Source organism: uncultured Marivita sp. (assembly GCF_947488135.1).
Taxonomy (GTDB): Bacteria; Pseudomonadota; Alphaproteobacteria; order Rhodobacterales; family Rhodobacteraceae; genus Marivita.
In genome coordinates, this window is the sequence record NZ_CANKYW010000001.1 from 269,487 (window position 1) to 284,134 (window position 14,648).

A 14,648-nucleotide genomic window follows, 5' to 3' on the forward strand; every position below is an offset into this window, starting at 1 on the left:
TGCCGGCACCGGCTTCCCGGCCCGATTTTTATGTTGACTGGATTATGAATTCATAATTACGCTTTATCAACAGCAAACCGCGTCGACTCAACGGCGCTCGAGGGAGGACCAGATTCGATGCGCCAGGCTGGCAGACATTTCTTGCAAATTCCGGGGCCAAGCGCGGTTCCCGACCGCATCCTCAAGGCCATCGGCCAGCAGACCATCGACCATCGCGGACCCGATTTCGCCGAAGTGGGCAAGAAGGCCCTCGATGGCATGAAGACCATCTTCAAGACGAAGCAGCATGTCTTCATCTTCCCATCCTCCGGCACGGGCGCGTGGGAGGCGGCGCTGGTCAACACGCTGTCTCCGGGCGACAAGGTACTGATGTTCGAGACCGGGCATTTCGCCACGCTCTGGAACAAGATGGCGCGAAAGATCGGGCTGGAGCCGGAGTTCCTCGAAGGCGACTGGCGCGGCGGGGCGGAACCCGACCGCATCGAGGCGCGGCTGCGAGAGGATAAAAACCACGAAATCAAGGCGGTCTGCGTGGTGCATAACGAAACCTCCACCGGGTCGGTGTCTCCCATCGCAGAGGTGCGCAAGGCCATCGACGCGGCGGGCCATCCGGCGCTGCTGATGGTGGATTCGATCTCGGGGCTGGCCTCTATTGATTTCCGCTTCGATGAATGGGGTGTGGATGTCTGCGTGTCCGGGTCTCAAAAGGGCCTGATGCTGCCGCCCGGGCTGAGCTTCAACGCGGTCAGCGACAAGGCGCTTGAGCACGCCAAATCCGTGACCATGCCGCGCAGCTACTGGGATTGGCACGACATGGTCGGGCCCAACGCGAATGGCTACTTCCCCTACACACCGGGGACGAACCTGCTTTACGGCCTGAACGAAGCGATCGACATGCTGCACGAGGAAGGGCTCGATCATGTCTTCGCCCGCCACGCGCGCCACGGCGCTGCGACGCGTGCGGCAGTGCGCGCCTGGGGGCTGGAGGTGCTCTGCGCACGGCAGGGTCAGGAATCGGGTGTGCTGACGGCGGTTCTCGTGCCGGAGGGCCATTCCGCCGACGCGTTCCGCGCGACGACGCTCAAGCACTACGACATCTCGCTCGGCAACGGCCTGTCGAAGGTGGCCGACAAGGTGTTCCGCATCGGGCATCTGGGCGATTTCAACGACCTGATGCTGATGGCGACGCTCTCGGGAGTGGAGATGGGGCTCGCCAAGGCCGGAATTCCGCACCAGTCTGGCGGGGCGCAAGCCGCGATGGAGCATCTCAAGGAAACAACAGAAGAGCGGGTGGCCGCTGAATAACGCCCCGGGAGGGGGCATTAAAGGGAGGAAGAACCATGAACGTCAAAGCAACTATTCTTGCGAGTGTGGCGGCAATCACGATGCCGCTGGCCGCAACAGCCGCAGACCTGACACTGCGCTTCGGCCATGTCGGCAATCCGGGCTCGCTGTTCGAGGCATCCGCGAACGCGTTTGCGGAATGCGCCAACGGCAAGCTGGGTGATCGTGCCGAGGTGCAGACCTTCGGCGCAAGCCAGCTTGGCAACGACCGCGAGCTCTTGCAGAAGCTGAAGCTTGGCCAGGTCCATTTCTCGCTGCCGTCGTCGGTGATGTCATCCGTCGCACCGGAATTCGGCGTGTTCGAGATGCCGTACATCGTGCAGGATCGCGACCACATGCGGCGTATCCAGGCCGAACTGGGCGACACGTTCCAGGAAGCCGCGCTTGGCGAAGGCTACCGGATCATCGGCTACTTCGAAAACGGCTTCCGCCATATCACCAATAATGTACGCCCGATCAACACGCCCGAGGATCTGCAAGGCATCAAGCTGCGCACGCCGAACGGCGAATGGCGGGTCAAGATGTTCCAGCTCTACGGCGCGAACCCGACGCCGATGGCGTTCTCGGAAGTGTTCACGGCGCTTCAGACCAACGTGATCGACGGGCAGGAAAACCCCTATGCCCAGATCGCCTCGGCCAAGTTCCAGGAAGTGCAGGACTACCTGTCCATCACCGGTCACGTCTATACACCGGGCTACGTTCTGGTTGCGGAAAGCCAGTGGCAGAAGCTGCCCGAGGACGTGCGCGCCGATCTCGAAGCCTGCGGGTCCGAGACGCAGGACTTCGTCTACGATCACGCCGCCAAGCTCGAGGAAGAGCTGTTGCAGGTGATCCGCGATGCGGGGGTCGAGGTCAACGAGGCCGACAACGCCGCGTTCATCGAAGCGTCAGCGCCGATCTACGAAGAGTTCGCGAACACGGTCGATGGCGGGGCAGACCTGATCGAGCGTATTCAGAACCTCGCCTCGGGGTCCTGACCAAACTCTGCGCAGGGGGCCGATCATGGCCCCCTGTCCTCTTTCAGAAAATCAACCGAACCTGCTTCTTCTGACATCACCGGGCTCTGAGCCCGGCGGGGGCCACCTATGCTCAATTCACTGCGCACATTCTTTGAGGTCGTTCTCGAATATTTCGTGATCTTCCTCATGGTGATCCTGACAACCATCGTCGTGGTTGCGGTGATCTACCGACTGATGGGATCCAGCCTCGCGTGGTACGATGAGGTCGCCGCGATCCTTCTGGCGTGGATCACCTATTACGGATCGGCACTGGCCGCCCTGCGACGGCGGCATATCGGTTTCGACACGGTCCTGCTTTCGATCCCGATGCCCCTGCGCATGTGGGCGGTGATGTTGGCCGAAGCGATCTCGGCCGGGTTCTTCATCCTGCTGGCATGGGCTGGCTACACGGTGATGACCATTCTTGGTGGCATGTCGCTCACCTCGCTCACATGGGTGCCGATCAGTTTCACGCAATCCGTCATCCCCATAGGCGCTGTCCTGTTCCTGATCTGCCAGGTGCTGAGCCTGCCCGAATACTGGCGCAAGACCGCCGCCGGTGTGTCGCTCGAACATGCCGAAATCGAGGAAGAAGTTGAAACCGAGCTGAAGAAAGCGGGGAACGCCTGATGCTGATGCTGGGTATCTTCATCGCCATGGTTGCGATGATCTGTCTGAACGTGCCGATCGGCGTGGCCCTGGCTGTGGCGGCTGTCATCGGTCTTTTGGTTCTCGAAGGTGCCGGGTCCTTGGTGAATGTCGCGCTGGATATGTATAGCGGGTCGACCAAGTTCTCACTGATAGCCATCCCGATGTTCGTGCTGGCCGGCGCGATCATGAATGCAGGCGGCATCACGGACCGGCTCATCAATTTCGTTGCCGCCCTCATCGGGTTCGTACGGGGTGGCCTTGCGCATGTGAACATCGGCGTTTCGCTTTTCTTTGCCGAGATTTCAGGCTCCGCGGTCGCGGATGTGGCCGCAATGGGGTCCGTCATGATCCCGCAGATGAAGAAACGCGGGTATTCCGCTGCGTTCTCTGCTGCGGTGACATCATCTTCGGCGTCGCTTGCGATCATCATTCCGCCGTCGATCCCGATGATCCTCTATGCCACCTCGGCCAATGTCTCGGTCGAGCAGCTTTTCGTCGCCGGACTGATCCCGGGGCTGATGGGCGCGGCCGGGTTGATGGGGGTGGCTTACTATTTCGCCCGCCGCTACGACCTTCCGCGCGAAGATGCCTTTTCCGGTCGCGTTCTATGGGTTGCGTTCGTCGATGCGCTGCCCACCTTCGCCCTGCCGGTCATCATCCTCGGAGGTATCTTCGGCGGCTACGTCACCGCGACCGAAGCGGCTGGGCTTGCCGTTCTGGCCGCCATCATCATCAGCTTCTATTATCGGCAGGTCGATCTGAAGCACCTGCAACGCTCCATGCTGGATGGCGGGATGCAGACGGCGGTGGTGATGCTGCTTGTCGCCGCGTCGGTCGTCATGGGTGGCTTCCTGACCCGCGCGCAATACCCGCAGGAACTGGCGCAGGGCATCCTCGCGATCACCGACAACAAATGGCTGGTGCTGCTGATCCTCAACTTCTTCTTCCTTGTGATCGGCTTCTTCCTCCACTCGGCGGCAGCGATCATCCTCGTGGTGCCGATCGTCATCCCGCTCATCGACGCGGTCGGGATCAACCCGATCCATTTCGGGCTGGTGGTGACGCTGAACCTTGCCATCGGTCAGCAGACGCCGCCCGTGGCCAGCGTCCTCATCACCGCCTGCGCGGTCGCTCGGGCGAACATCTGGGACGTGACCAAGGTGAACATCTATTTCATCGCGGTCCTTCTGACAGTGCTTTTGATGTGCACCTACATCCCGGCGATCCCGATGTTCCTCGTGGATTACTTCTACAATTGAACATCGGCCTGTCCGCTTTTTCTTCCGGCGGGCGGGCCGTCTGACATTTCTCTTTTGACAGTCGTTGTTCGTGCCGATTTGCCATAGTGCACACACAGCCTCTTCGGTCCGACATCTGGTGTTCGACGGGCGATCCCGTAGAGTGCCCAGCACGTTCAGTATCTTGACCAAGGGAAGAATGCCGCGTGGATGAGGGTGTCTTGATCACGACCTTGGGGTTCCTTTTCCTCGCAGGTCTCGTGGCGGACCAGCTTGGACATGCGACCCGATTGCCGCGGGTGACGATGCTTCTGCTTTTGGGGTTGCTGGTCGGTCAATCCGGGTTCGGTCTCTTGCCGGAGTCCTCGGCCGAGTGGTTCGAACCACTTTCGTTCATCGCGCTGACGATGGTGGCCTTTTTGCTGGGCGGAGAGTTGACGCGCGAAAATCTGGCGCGGCACGGACGGGCGATCTTCGCCATCTCGCTCTGCGTGGTTGCGGGAACAACGGTCATCGTCTGGGGCGGTCTTTCGCTACTGGGCCTCGATCCCGGTCTTGCGCTCTTGCTCGGCGCGATCGCGACAGCGACGGCCCCTGCTGCGATCGCGGACGTCATACATCAATCGGGCATTCGCAACGGATTTTCCGAAACTCTGAGCGGTATCGTCGCGATCGACGATGTCTGGGGTCTCATGGTGTTCAGCCTCTGCCTTGCGTTGGTGCACCCGTTCGATGGCTGGTCGGGGCCGTTGATGATCGTCGCGTTCGACATCGGTGGCGCTATTCTGCTTGGCGCGGCCATCGGGTTCCCGGCGGCCTATTTCACCGGGAGGCTCAAGCCCGGCGAACCGCTCCAAACCGAAGCCATCGGCGTGGTTTTCATTACGGCAGGTGTTTCGATCTGGTTGGAGGTGTCTTTTCTTGTGGCCGGGATGACCGCCGGGGCCATCATCGCCAATTTCGCACAGCATCACGAACGCGCCTTCAACGAAATCGAGCATATCGAATGGCCGTTCATGCTGCTTTTCTTCCTGCTCGCGGGCGCGTCGCTTGAATTGGACGCGCTTTGGTCGCTGGGCTGGTTGACGGCGGCCTATGTCTTTCTGCGTATCGTCTCGCGTCTCGTAGCGGGAGAGATCGGCGCGCGGTTGGGAGGTGTGCCAACCATAGAGAGGCATGTGTACGGGCCCGCGCTCCTGCCGCAGGCCGGGGTTGCGGTGGGGATGGCCCTGGTCGCGGCCGAGGCGATCCCACAATGGGGCGCGACGATCATGACGCTGACCGTCGCGGCCACGGTGGTCTTTGAAATCCTCGGGCCACCGGTCACGTTGATGGCCCTGCGACACGTCAGTGCCAAGGAAGCCGCCAAGCAGTGACCGGTCACACTGGACGGCCAGAGGCCGACCCTAGCGCAACAGGCCCAACGCCTGCATGTCGGTGCCGAGCGGACCGCTGAGATCCTCGATCGAGTCATAGAGCAACTCGAGCATGTACGGCGGGTTATGCGCGTAGTTGCCGGGATCCGCTGTGACCAGCTTCCAGTTGTAGGTGGCCCGCAAGCTGCGCGGGGTCCAGGCATTGTAGGCGACCGGCTGCCCATCGCTTTGATCGGCCACGCCATCGCCGTTGGCATCGGTAAAGAAATACGGATAGCGCGTCCCGTCATAGACGATCGGCGTGCCGGCGACGTCAGCTGCGTAGTCCTTGATCATGTCGAGAAGCGTCGCGGCGTTGGTCTGGATGTCAGACTTGATGCCTTTGTTCGTGTCACCGCTGCCATCGTAGCTCTGCCGCGCGATGCGGATGTCTTCGGGCTCGTTTGCCTGGTGGCAGGTCAGGCAGGGCTCGAACGCCACTTCGAGCGTGTGCGGTTCGTGGCACGAAACACAGCTCGACACCGGGCGGGCGTGGAAGAAGCGTCCGGAATAGTCCTTGCCGTCGTAGTGGTAGCCCGAACCGCCATAACCCCCAAGCCATGTGGCGGCGGCGGTCGCATAGTGCGGGTTGATGAACCGCAATTCGGAATTCGGCGTGTCGAGGTCTAGGTCGGCCATCGCCTTGACCACGGTGCTGCCCGCGGTACGCCCTTGGTGGCAGGTCATGCAGGAGGCTTCGACACCCTGAACCGGGTGCATCAGGCCGCTTGGGAAGGCCACTTCCTCGATCTCGGCCAGTCCTGCATTGTGACAGGTGCCGCAATCGACGACGCCGCCGGTGTTGATCGGGCCTTCGACGCTTCCCGCAGCGGTGCCGTCCAACCCGTGATAATCGCGGAACCCCTCGCCAGAGTGACACGTCGCGCAGACAGCGGTGATTTCCTCTTCCTCGTCCCAATGACGAAACGCCTCGGCCGCCGCGTCGGCATGGGCCGAACGGAACCAGTCGCTGATGGATTGGTCATTCTTGATCTCGATGTCGGCGGGATTGAACGGGCCGGATTTCGGCAATGCAAAGGGCACCGTGTCCTCGGTTTCATCAGGACTTGCGGCTTCGTCCTGGCCCAGAACGGCATGCGTTCCGGCAAGGAACATCGCAAGTGATGCGACGGCGATCAGGGACGAGGTGGTCTTGAGGTATCTGGGCATCGTGTCAACTCCGGTGTCTGTGGCAACGGGGAACTCGGTTGTCAGATTACCATGGCACGCGGTCTTGCGGATTGCGGTAGATCAAACGCCCTTGCCTGATGTCGTGCTACCCATGCCCCATGCTTCAGTTCGGTTTTCGCTCAGGCCTCACGTTATCCTTCCCATCTCCGCCGCGCGCAGCGCCCGGCGTGGAAGACGTTATCACCGAAGAGGCAGGAATCCGCCCGCCACACGGCACCGCACCTCGCGTGACGTTGGAGGTGGAGGACGGCGCAGCGGTCGCGCAGGGCGCGCCGATGGCACGTCTGCGGGACGCGCCGGACGTTTGTTTCGTATCACCGATGCCGGGCCGCGTCGCACGAAGCGTGCTTTTGCAGGGGCACAGGCTGTCCGAAATCGTGATTTTCGGCGAAACCGGCGGTGATACCGTGACCCACCCGACCTCGGACGCGGAAACCGAGCCGGGCCTGCGCCGCCTGATGCAACGCGCCGGTTTCTGGCCGTGGATCAGGCGCCGTCCCTTTGGCGGGATGCCCGCCTCCGATGAACGTCCGGCTGCCATTTTCGTCATGGCGACCGATACCCGGCCCTTCGCCCCCGATCCGATCGAGGCACTTGCCGGGCTCGAAGAGGCGTTCTCGCGCGGTCTTCGGGCGTTGTCGATGTTGACGGACGGCACCGTTTTTGTGTGTCAGCACCCAGGGCCCGCGCTGATCGACCGCTCTGGCGCGGATCGAATTCGCACCGTCCAAAGCGGGCGACGCCACCCGCAGGGTGCGCCGGGGCTGCGCATCCACGCGCTGTGTCCTGCGGGGCTCGACACTCCGGTCTGGGACATCCACGCCGAGGACGTCGCATTGCTGGGTACGCTGATCGAAACCGGTCAATTGCCGATGACGCGGCTTGTGGCTGTCGAAGGAACCGCTTTGCGCGAAAGCCGTCTGGTGCGGACGCAAGTCGGGGCAGACCTGCGCGGATTGACCCATCGCATCGTCCATCCGGGTCAGCACACCTTGCTGTCAGGATCACCCCTGGACGGGCATCCCGCGCACTGGCTCGCTCCCAGTGATCGTCAGATCACCGTTCTGCCACGAGAGACGTCTGGCGCTCCATCGCATTGGCTGGTCGCCGCGCTGACCCGCTCGGCCACGCCAAAGCCAATGATCCCGAGCGCGGCACTGGACCAAGCATTCGGCGGCATGATCCCGGCGGCAGCCTTTGTTCGGGCGCTGAGTTCGGGCGACGACGAGACAGCGATGAAAATGGGGGTACTGTCGTTGCTCGAGGACGACATCGCACTGGCCGATTACGTGCTGGGCGGAAACGCGCACCTGTCAGAGCTTTTGCGTGGCATGTTGGACCGGATCAGGACGGAGTTCGCGGCATGATCCGGGGCCTTTGGACACGAGAGACCGTGGCGATCGTGCTCCTGGCGGCGTATCTGCCGCTGGCGCTTTTCTGGCTGTGGTTCGGCGGCATGGAAGAGGTGCAGCGCCTTGCACTGGCGGCGCTGGTTCTTGCGATCTGGCACCTTGTCTTCCTGCTGGCCCGCGCGCAGCCGATCTCTCTGTCGGCGGTGATCACAGCACTGGCGGTGGCGATGCTCGCGCCCGAGGGGCTGGGGCCGTTCCGTCTGATTCTCGGAATCAGTTTCGGTGCCGTGATGGGCGAATTGGTCTTTGGCGGCTGGGGTCGCAACGTGGTCAATCCGGCGACCGTGGCGCTGTCCTTTCTGGGCTTTGGGTTCCCCGGCTTTCCATGGCCCGAGATCATGACGCCAGTGGCCTGGGCCGCGATCCCGACCGCGGTGATTGGCGTCTTCATGGGCGTTTTGCCCGGAGGCGTCATTTTCGCTGCAACGTTAGGCGCGACCGGCGCGGTCGCGTTGGGCGTGTTGCCCTCATTTGCGCTGCCCGCGGCGGGCGTCGTGCTTGTCCTGCTCGTGGCCGATCCGGTCACGAGTGCCACGACGATGCTGGGCCGCTGGCTCAATGGTCTGCTCTACGTCGCGTTGGTGATCCTCTTCGCGACGGGTTGGCAGGACGCTGCGCCGGTGCAATTCGCAGTCGCCGCCGCCCTTCTGACATCGCTTGCGGCACCCGTCCTCGACGAGGTGGCACTGGCACTCTGGTATGCTCAAAGACGGAGGCGACATGGCCGATCCTGACCGCAACCCGTGGCGGCGCTTCCTTGCCCTGCCGAATGAAAGCCGGACCAAGACGCTCGTCATGGCGTTTCTCGTGGCGGCGGTCTGTGCCCTGATGGTCAGCGGCGCGACTGTGCTGCTGCGGCCGATCCAGGCCGCCAACCGCGCCGCCGAGGAACAGGCCCGGATCGAGGCGCTGGTGCGCGGCATTCCCGGCATGGCCGACCTGCTGGAACAATCCGGCGGCACGTTGTCGACCGTGGTGATCGACCTCGACGACGGGCGTGCGGCGCAGGACGTGACGACTGACACTCTGGACACCGCTCTGGCCGATACCGGCAACTGGACGGCGCTCGATGCCGGTGCGGACCTAGCCGATCTGGGTCAGCGGCCCGATTATGCGCAGATCTTCCTGCTGCGTCAGGGCGACGCGATTTCCCTCGTCCTGCTGCCGATGACAGGGCAGGGCTATGGCGGACGCATCGACGCGATCCTCGCGCTTGAAGGCGACATGAATACCATCGCAGGCATCGCCATCACCAGCCATTCCGAAACCCCCGGCCTTGGCGGGCGGATCGAGGACCCGTCCTGGCAGGCCAGCTTCCCGGGCACCGAGATACGCGACGACAGCGGTGAGCTGCGTTTCAACGTGGCGCGGGGCGATGCGTCGGGACCCTACCAGGTGGACGGCATTACCGGGGCAACGCGCACGGGGCGGGGGATTTCGAACATGGTGCGCTTCTGGCTTGGCTCAGACGGTTACGGCCCGCTGATCCGCGCCATCGAACGCGGGGAGTTCTGACATGCCCGCGCGTTTCGACATCTGGACAACGCTGACCGAGCCACTGATCCGGCAGAACCCGGTGACGCTGCAAATCCTCGGCATCTGTTCGGCGCTGGCGGTGACAACCTCTCTGGCGACGGCGCTGACCATGTCGGTGTCGCTGACCGTGGTGCTGACGCTGTCGGCAATCCTCATCAGCCTGATCCGTCGCCACATCCCCGACACGATCCGTCTGATCGTGCAGATCGTCATCGTCGCGTCGCTAGTGATCGTCATCGACCAGGTGCTGCAAGCCTATCTCTCCGAAATCAGCCGCGCGCTGTCGATCTATGTCGGCCTGATCACCACCAACTGCCTCGTGCTGGGCCGTACCGAAGCCTATGCGCGCCACCATGCGCCGTTCCCGGCAGCGGTGGACGCGTTTGGCAACGGGCTGGGCTATTCGCTGATCGTACTGGTCATCGGTGGGGTGCGGGAGCTTTTCGGGCGCGGGCAACTTTTCGGCTGGCAGGTGCTGCCGCTGACGGATGCGGGCGGATGGTTCACGCCGCTCGGCCTGATGCTGCTCGCGCCGTCGGCGTTCTTTTTGCTGGGCGGTCTGGTTTGGGCGATCCGGTCAGTCCAGCCCGAGCAGGTCGAGGCCCCCGAACACGTGCCACCCGCCGACGTGAGGCCAGCGGAATGACCGAGCTATGGGCCCTTTTCCTGTCGGCGGCTTTTGTCGACAATATGCCGCTGACGCTGTTTCTGGGTCTGTGCACCTTCCTCGCTCTGTCCAGACGCCCCGAAAGCGCCATCGGTCTTGGCATCGCGATGACCGGCGTGCTGGGTGTGACGGTGCCGCTCAACTGGCTGATCTACGAGGGGCTTCTGGCTCCGGGCGCATGGGCCTGGGCCGGATTGCCCGAACTTGACCTGTCCTACCTGGCGCTGATCGCCTTTATCGGCGTGATCGCGGCGACGGTGCAGCTGCTGGAAATGGTGCTTGACAGGTTCTTCCCGACGATCCACGCGGCCTTCGGGGTCTTCCTGCCGCTTCTGACGGTGCAATGCGCGATCCTTGCAGGCAGCCTCTTCATGGTGGAACGGGCCTACACTCTGGCGGAGTCGGCTGTCTTCGGGCTCGGCAGCGGGCTGGGTTTTGCCATCGCGGTCGGGATGCTGGGTGCGCTGCGTACGCGATTGGCCTATGCCGATTTGCCTGCCGGGTTGCGGGGTCTGGGCATCGCGTTTGTCCTGACCGGGCTGATGTCGCTGGGCTTTGCGTCCTTCGCGCAGATGGCGGTGTCGCCATGACGGAAATCGCGCTGGGCAGTTTCGTGATCGTGGCGCTGGTCCTTGGATTGGCGACCGGGTTGCTGGTCTTGCGGCGGCGGTTGATCCCGGCCGAGGCGCTGGACATCGACGTGAACGGCGCGCGGCACATCACGGCGCAGCGAGGGGACAAGCTGCTCGATGCGTTGCACAACGCCGATATCCCGATCCCTGCGGCCTGTGGCGGCAAGGGCACCTGCGGGCTGTGCCGTGTCACTGTTACCGGAGAGGGGGCGGGCGAACCGCAAGCGACCGAGCGGGGTGTTTTGTCGCCGAAGGAGCGGCGCGATCACGTGCGCTTGGCCTGCCAGACCAGCCTGCGCGGCGATTGCGCCGTCGAAGTGCCCGAAGGCATCCTGAGCGCAGGCGGGGGCTTCGTCTGCACCGTCGCCTCGACCCGGATGCTGGCACCGCTGATCCGCGAGATCGTGCTCGACCTGCCCAAAGACCGGCCGAGCGACTTTCACGCGGGGGATTTCATGCAGATCACCGCACCGCCCTATCAACTCGACTTCGCGACACTGGATGTGCCTGACGCCTTCCGTGACGCGTGGGAGATCGCGGGCTGGCGCAAAATGCGGGTTTCCTCCGACACTGACGTGACCCGCGCCTATTCGCTTGCCAGCCGCCCCGAGGACGCAGGCACCGCCGTCTTCAACATCCGCCTCGCCGTGCCGCCCGCCGGGCGCGAACACGACATTCCGCCGGGGATCGTCTCGTCCTGGCTTTTCAAACTGGAGCCGGGGGATGCCGTCACCCTTTCGGGCCCGTTCGGAGAGTTCCACGTCCAGCCCACCGACTGCGAAATGGTCTATGTCGGTGGCGGCGTCGGCATGGCTCCGCTGCGGGCGATGATCCATCAGGAACTCGGTCGCGGCACCACCCGCCGCATCCGCTACTTCTACGGCGCGCGGACGGCCTCCGATCTGTTCTACGCGCGGGAGTTCGAGGCTCTTGCGCATGACAACAGGAATTTCAGCTGGACACCCGCGCTGTCCGACCCGGCCCCCGGCGACAGATGGACTGGCGCGACCGGGTTCATCCACGAGGTCCTGCGCGCGGAAATGGCCAGCCACCCCGCGCCCGAGGAGTGCGAATACTACCTCTGCGGCCCGCCGGTGATGATTTCGGCGGTTCTTGGCACGCTGGAACGGTTGGGCGTTGAGCCCGACTCCATCTTTTACGACGATTTCGGAGCCTGAGACATGCAAAGCCACTTTCCATCACGGCGCGATTTCATGATCGGTCTGGGCGCGATCCTCGCCGCTCCGCCCCGTCTCCACGCGGCCACACCCGAACTTCTCGAAGGTGCCGCTTTTGGCACGCATTGGCAGATCACGGGCCCCGAGGGAGCTGACCTTGGCACTCTTCGGCCTTCACTTGATGCCCTCTTCCAAGACATCGACAGCGAGATGTCGCCGTGGCGAACCGACAGCGTCATCAGCCATTTCAACGCCAGCGCCTCAGGTCTGTCCGTCAGCGAGGAGATGATCGGAGTGGCACAAGCTGCCTTGCACCTGGCGCGCCAAAGCGAGGGCGCGTTCGATCCAACGGTGGGACCGCTGGTGGCGCGATGGGGGTTCGGGCCGATCGAACGCGGAGGTTCGCCCGACTGGCGGAGCCTCTCGGCTCAGGGCAGTCGCCTTTCCAAGTCGCAAGGCGACCTCACGTTGGATCTCTGCGGTATCGCAAAAGGGCGGGCGCTGGATCGGGCCGTTGAACTGGCACAAGGGGCAGGTTTGGACAACGTCCTGTTCGATCTCGGAGGAGAGTTGCGGGCGTTGGGGCGCCACCCCGAGGGTCGCGACTGGCGGCTTGCGATCGAGCATCCAAACCCATTGCAGCCTCCTGCTGCCCACTTGAATTTGCCTGCGGGGCTGGCCGTCGCCACCTCCGGCCTCAGCGCGCAGAGCTATATTCTCAATGGTCGCACCTGGGGACACATCATTGACCCCAAGCGCGCCGAGCCGGTTCAGGGCGCGTTACGCTCTGTCACGGTGCTCGCTTCCGACGCGATGACGGCGGATGGCTGGGCGACTGCGTTGTTTGCCGCCGGCGATGATGCGGGTCCTGCACTTGCACGCGCAAACGACATCGCCGCGCTCTTTCTTTACGAGTCCGGGACGGCGCTGCGCAGGGTCGAGACCGGCGGCATCGGCGAGGTCCTGACATGAAGGGAAGACGTCAATGATGGAAGTTGTCATCGCTGTCGCGATCATCGGATTGTCCGCCGTAGGACTGGGGCTCGGCCTCATGCTGGGTCGAGGACCGGCCCTGACCACTTGCAGTGCCGCTGCGAACCGGCCCGAAGGCCGCTGCGCCGATTGTCCATTGCGCGCGCGCCGCGATGCCGAGGTGACGGAATGAGCAAGAAACCCATCGCCACCATCATGCGGACGGAGTTTCCGACCCTGACCGCGGACACGCCGATCCGACGGGCGGCGGCTCAATTGGTCGACGCCCGCGCTGCTGCGGCCCCTGTGCTGACCGAGGATGGTCGCCTGGCGGGGCTGATCACACAGAAGGACTGTTTCCACTCGGCACTTCACGCCAGCTACTACCGCGAATGGACGGGCAAAGTGGGCGATCACATGAGCCGTGACGTCGTCACTGCGAATGCACAAGACGACCTTATCAAGGTGGCCGAGATGTTTCTGACCTATCCGCACCGCGTGTTTCCGGTCTTGGATGGGCGACAGGTGGTGGGCGTCATCCACCGCTCGGACATCCTGACCGAGCTGGTTCGGCTGGGATGAACCCCAGCCTTTTGAGGACGGAATGATCTTGGTCCGTGCGCTTTTCCAATGCCTTTGTTATGCAACGAACAAACGCTTTGCACCGCACCAAGACGAGACGCCGTGTCCCACAGACGATACGCCATCTACTACGTCCCGCCCTCCGGCGTGTTCGCCCGGTTCGGGGCGGAGTGGTTGGGCTGGGATATCGACACCGGCAAAACCACATCGCAACCTGACCTGCCGGGGCTTGCACAGATCACCGAACGCCCGCGCCGATACGGCTTTCACGCGACGCTGAAGCCGCCCTTCCGGTTGGCCGACGGCGCGGATATCCGGCAATTGCGCGACGCAGTGGCCGAGGTGGCGTGCGATGTGGCACCGGCGTCATGCGACGGGTTGGAGCTCTCCCGTCTTGGTCGCTTCCTTGCTTTGACAGCCGTCGGCGATGCTGCGGCCGTGTCGCAGGTGGCGTCGGACTGTGTGGCAAAGCTTGATGGGTTTCGTGCGGCCTCAACCGAAGCGGAATTGGCCGCACGCCAGAAATCGCGGTTGAGCGACCGACAACAACGCACTCTCGAACGATGGGGTTATCCCTACGTCATGGAGGATTTCCGCTTTCACATGACCCTGACCGGACAGCTGCCGAAAGCCGACATCGCATTCTGGACGGAAACACTCCGCGCGCGGATGCCTGATCTGCCGTCCCCGTTTGTCCTCGACGCGATCACCTTGGTCGGTGAACGTGAGGATGGGCATTTCGAAGTGATCCAACGGTATCCCCTGACGGGCTGAGAGACCGCTCACAGGATCGGGCGGAATCCTTGGATCACACTCGCGCCGCGCATCACAG

The 14,648-nt window shown here is 63.3% G+C and carries 16 protein-coding genes; 15 read left to right on the forward strand and 1 reads right to left on the reverse strand.

The annotated features are described in order from the left end of the window. Positions 1 to 117: 117 nt before the first annotated feature. The 5 genes from Q1B16_RS01370 to Q1B16_RS01390 all read left to right on the forward strand — a co-directional run bounded on the left by Q1B16_RS01370 (position 118) and on the right by Q1B16_RS01390 (position 5,607). Positions 118 to 1,305, forward strand: coding sequence for an aminotransferase class V-fold PLP-dependent enzyme (locus tag Q1B16_RS01370; protein WP_299784185.1), 1,188 nt, complete (start codon positions 118 to 120; stop codon positions 1,303 to 1,305). Positions 1,306 to 1,340: 35 nt separating this feature from the next. Next, entirely contained in the window at positions 1,341 to 2,321 is a 981-nt protein-coding gene (locus tag Q1B16_RS01375; protein WP_299784187.1) for a TRAP transporter substrate-binding protein, read from the forward strand. A 108-nt stretch (positions 2,322 to 2,429) separates the two neighbouring features. Continuing rightward, a complete protein-coding gene (locus Q1B16_RS01380; RefSeq protein ID WP_299784189.1) occupies positions 2,430 to 2,972 on the forward strand; it encodes a TRAP transporter small permease subunit in 543 nt (180 codons plus the stop codon). Then, positions 2,972 to 4,252 (forward strand): TRAP transporter large permease, encoded by a 1,281-nt coding sequence (locus Q1B16_RS01385; protein WP_299784191.1) that lies wholly within the window; start codon positions 2,972 to 2,974, stop codon positions 4,250 to 4,252. Before Q1B16_RS01380 ends, Q1B16_RS01385 begins: the two co-directional genes overlap by 1 nt. Before the next feature lie 200 nt (positions 4,253 to 4,452). Then, positions 4,453 to 5,607, forward strand: coding sequence for a cation:proton antiporter (locus Q1B16_RS01390; protein ID WP_299784194.1), 1,155 nt, complete (start codon positions 4,453 to 4,455; stop codon positions 5,605 to 5,607). A 30-nt stretch (positions 5,608 to 5,637) separates the two neighbouring features. On the opposite strand, the gene Q1B16_RS01395 is transcribed toward Q1B16_RS01390, so the two are convergent. Then, positions 5,638 to 6,816 carry a cytochrome c3 family protein gene (locus Q1B16_RS01395; RefSeq protein WP_299784196.1) on the reverse strand — a complete coding sequence of 393 codons (1,179 nt, stop codon included), beginning with the start codon at positions 6,814 to 6,816 and terminating at the stop codon, positions 5,638 to 5,640. A gap of 188 nt (positions 6,817 to 7,004) precedes the next feature. Between Q1B16_RS01395 and Q1B16_RS01400 the strand changes: the two genes are divergently transcribed. From Q1B16_RS01400 to Q1B16_RS01445, 10 genes are all read left to right on the forward strand, one after another. Next, the gene (locus Q1B16_RS01400; RefSeq protein WP_299784198.1) at positions 7,005 to 8,204 is read left to right on the forward strand and encodes a Na(+)-translocating NADH-quinone reductase subunit A; all 1,200 of its coding nucleotides are present in this window, start codon (positions 7,005 to 7,007) and stop codon (positions 8,202 to 8,204) included. Next, entirely contained in the window at positions 8,201 to 8,983 is a 783-nt protein-coding gene (locus tag Q1B16_RS01405) for an RnfABCDGE type electron transport complex subunit D (protein ID WP_299784200.1), read from the forward strand. Before Q1B16_RS01400 ends, Q1B16_RS01405 begins: the two co-directional genes overlap by 4 nt. Further along, positions 8,970 to 9,764, forward strand: coding sequence for an FMN-binding protein (locus Q1B16_RS01410; RefSeq protein ID WP_299784202.1), 795 nt, complete (start codon positions 8,970 to 8,972; stop codon positions 9,762 to 9,764). The genes Q1B16_RS01405 and Q1B16_RS01410 overlap by 14 nt, the downstream gene beginning before the upstream one ends. Before the next feature lies 1 nt (position 9,765). Beyond that, complete coding sequence (locus Q1B16_RS01415; protein WP_299784204.1) at positions 9,766 to 10,431, forward strand: NADH:ubiquinone reductase (Na(+)-transporting) subunit D; 666 nt, start codon at positions 9,766 to 9,768, stop codon at positions 10,429 to 10,431. Further along, positions 10,428 to 11,042: an NADH:ubiquinone reductase (Na(+)-transporting) subunit E gene (gene nqrE, locus Q1B16_RS01420; RefSeq protein ID WP_299784206.1), complete on the forward strand. Its 615-nt coding sequence runs from the start codon at positions 10,428 to 10,430 to the stop codon at positions 11,040 to 11,042. The genes Q1B16_RS01415 and nqrE overlap by 4 nt, the downstream gene beginning before the upstream one ends. Then, on the forward strand, positions 11,039 to 12,262 hold the full coding sequence (gene nqrF, locus Q1B16_RS01425) for an NADH:ubiquinone reductase (Na(+)-transporting) subunit F (protein ID WP_299784208.1): 1,224 nt from the start codon (positions 11,039 to 11,041) through the stop codon (positions 12,260 to 12,262). Before nqrE ends, nqrF begins: the two co-directional genes overlap by 4 nt. 3 nt (positions 12,263 to 12,265) lie before the next feature. After that, a complete protein-coding gene (locus Q1B16_RS01430) occupies positions 12,266 to 13,234 on the forward strand; it encodes an FAD:protein FMN transferase (RefSeq protein ID WP_299784210.1) in 969 nt (322 codons plus the stop codon). Positions 13,235 to 13,247: 13 nt separating this feature from the next. Further along, positions 13,248 to 13,427, forward strand: a complete 180-nt coding sequence (locus Q1B16_RS01435; RefSeq protein ID WP_299784212.1) for a hypothetical protein — start codon at positions 13,248 to 13,250, stop codon at positions 13,425 to 13,427. Continuing rightward, positions 13,424 to 13,816, forward strand: coding sequence for a CBS domain-containing protein (locus tag Q1B16_RS01440; protein WP_299784214.1), 393 nt, complete (start codon positions 13,424 to 13,426; stop codon positions 13,814 to 13,816). The genes Q1B16_RS01435 and Q1B16_RS01440 overlap by 4 nt, the downstream gene beginning before the upstream one ends. A 102-nt stretch (positions 13,817 to 13,918) precedes the next feature. Beyond that, the gene (locus Q1B16_RS01445; protein ID WP_299784216.1) at positions 13,919 to 14,590 is read left to right on the forward strand and encodes a DUF1045 domain-containing protein; all 672 of its coding nucleotides are present in this window, start codon (positions 13,919 to 13,921) and stop codon (positions 14,588 to 14,590) included. Positions 14,591 to 14,648 lie beyond the last annotated feature (58 nt).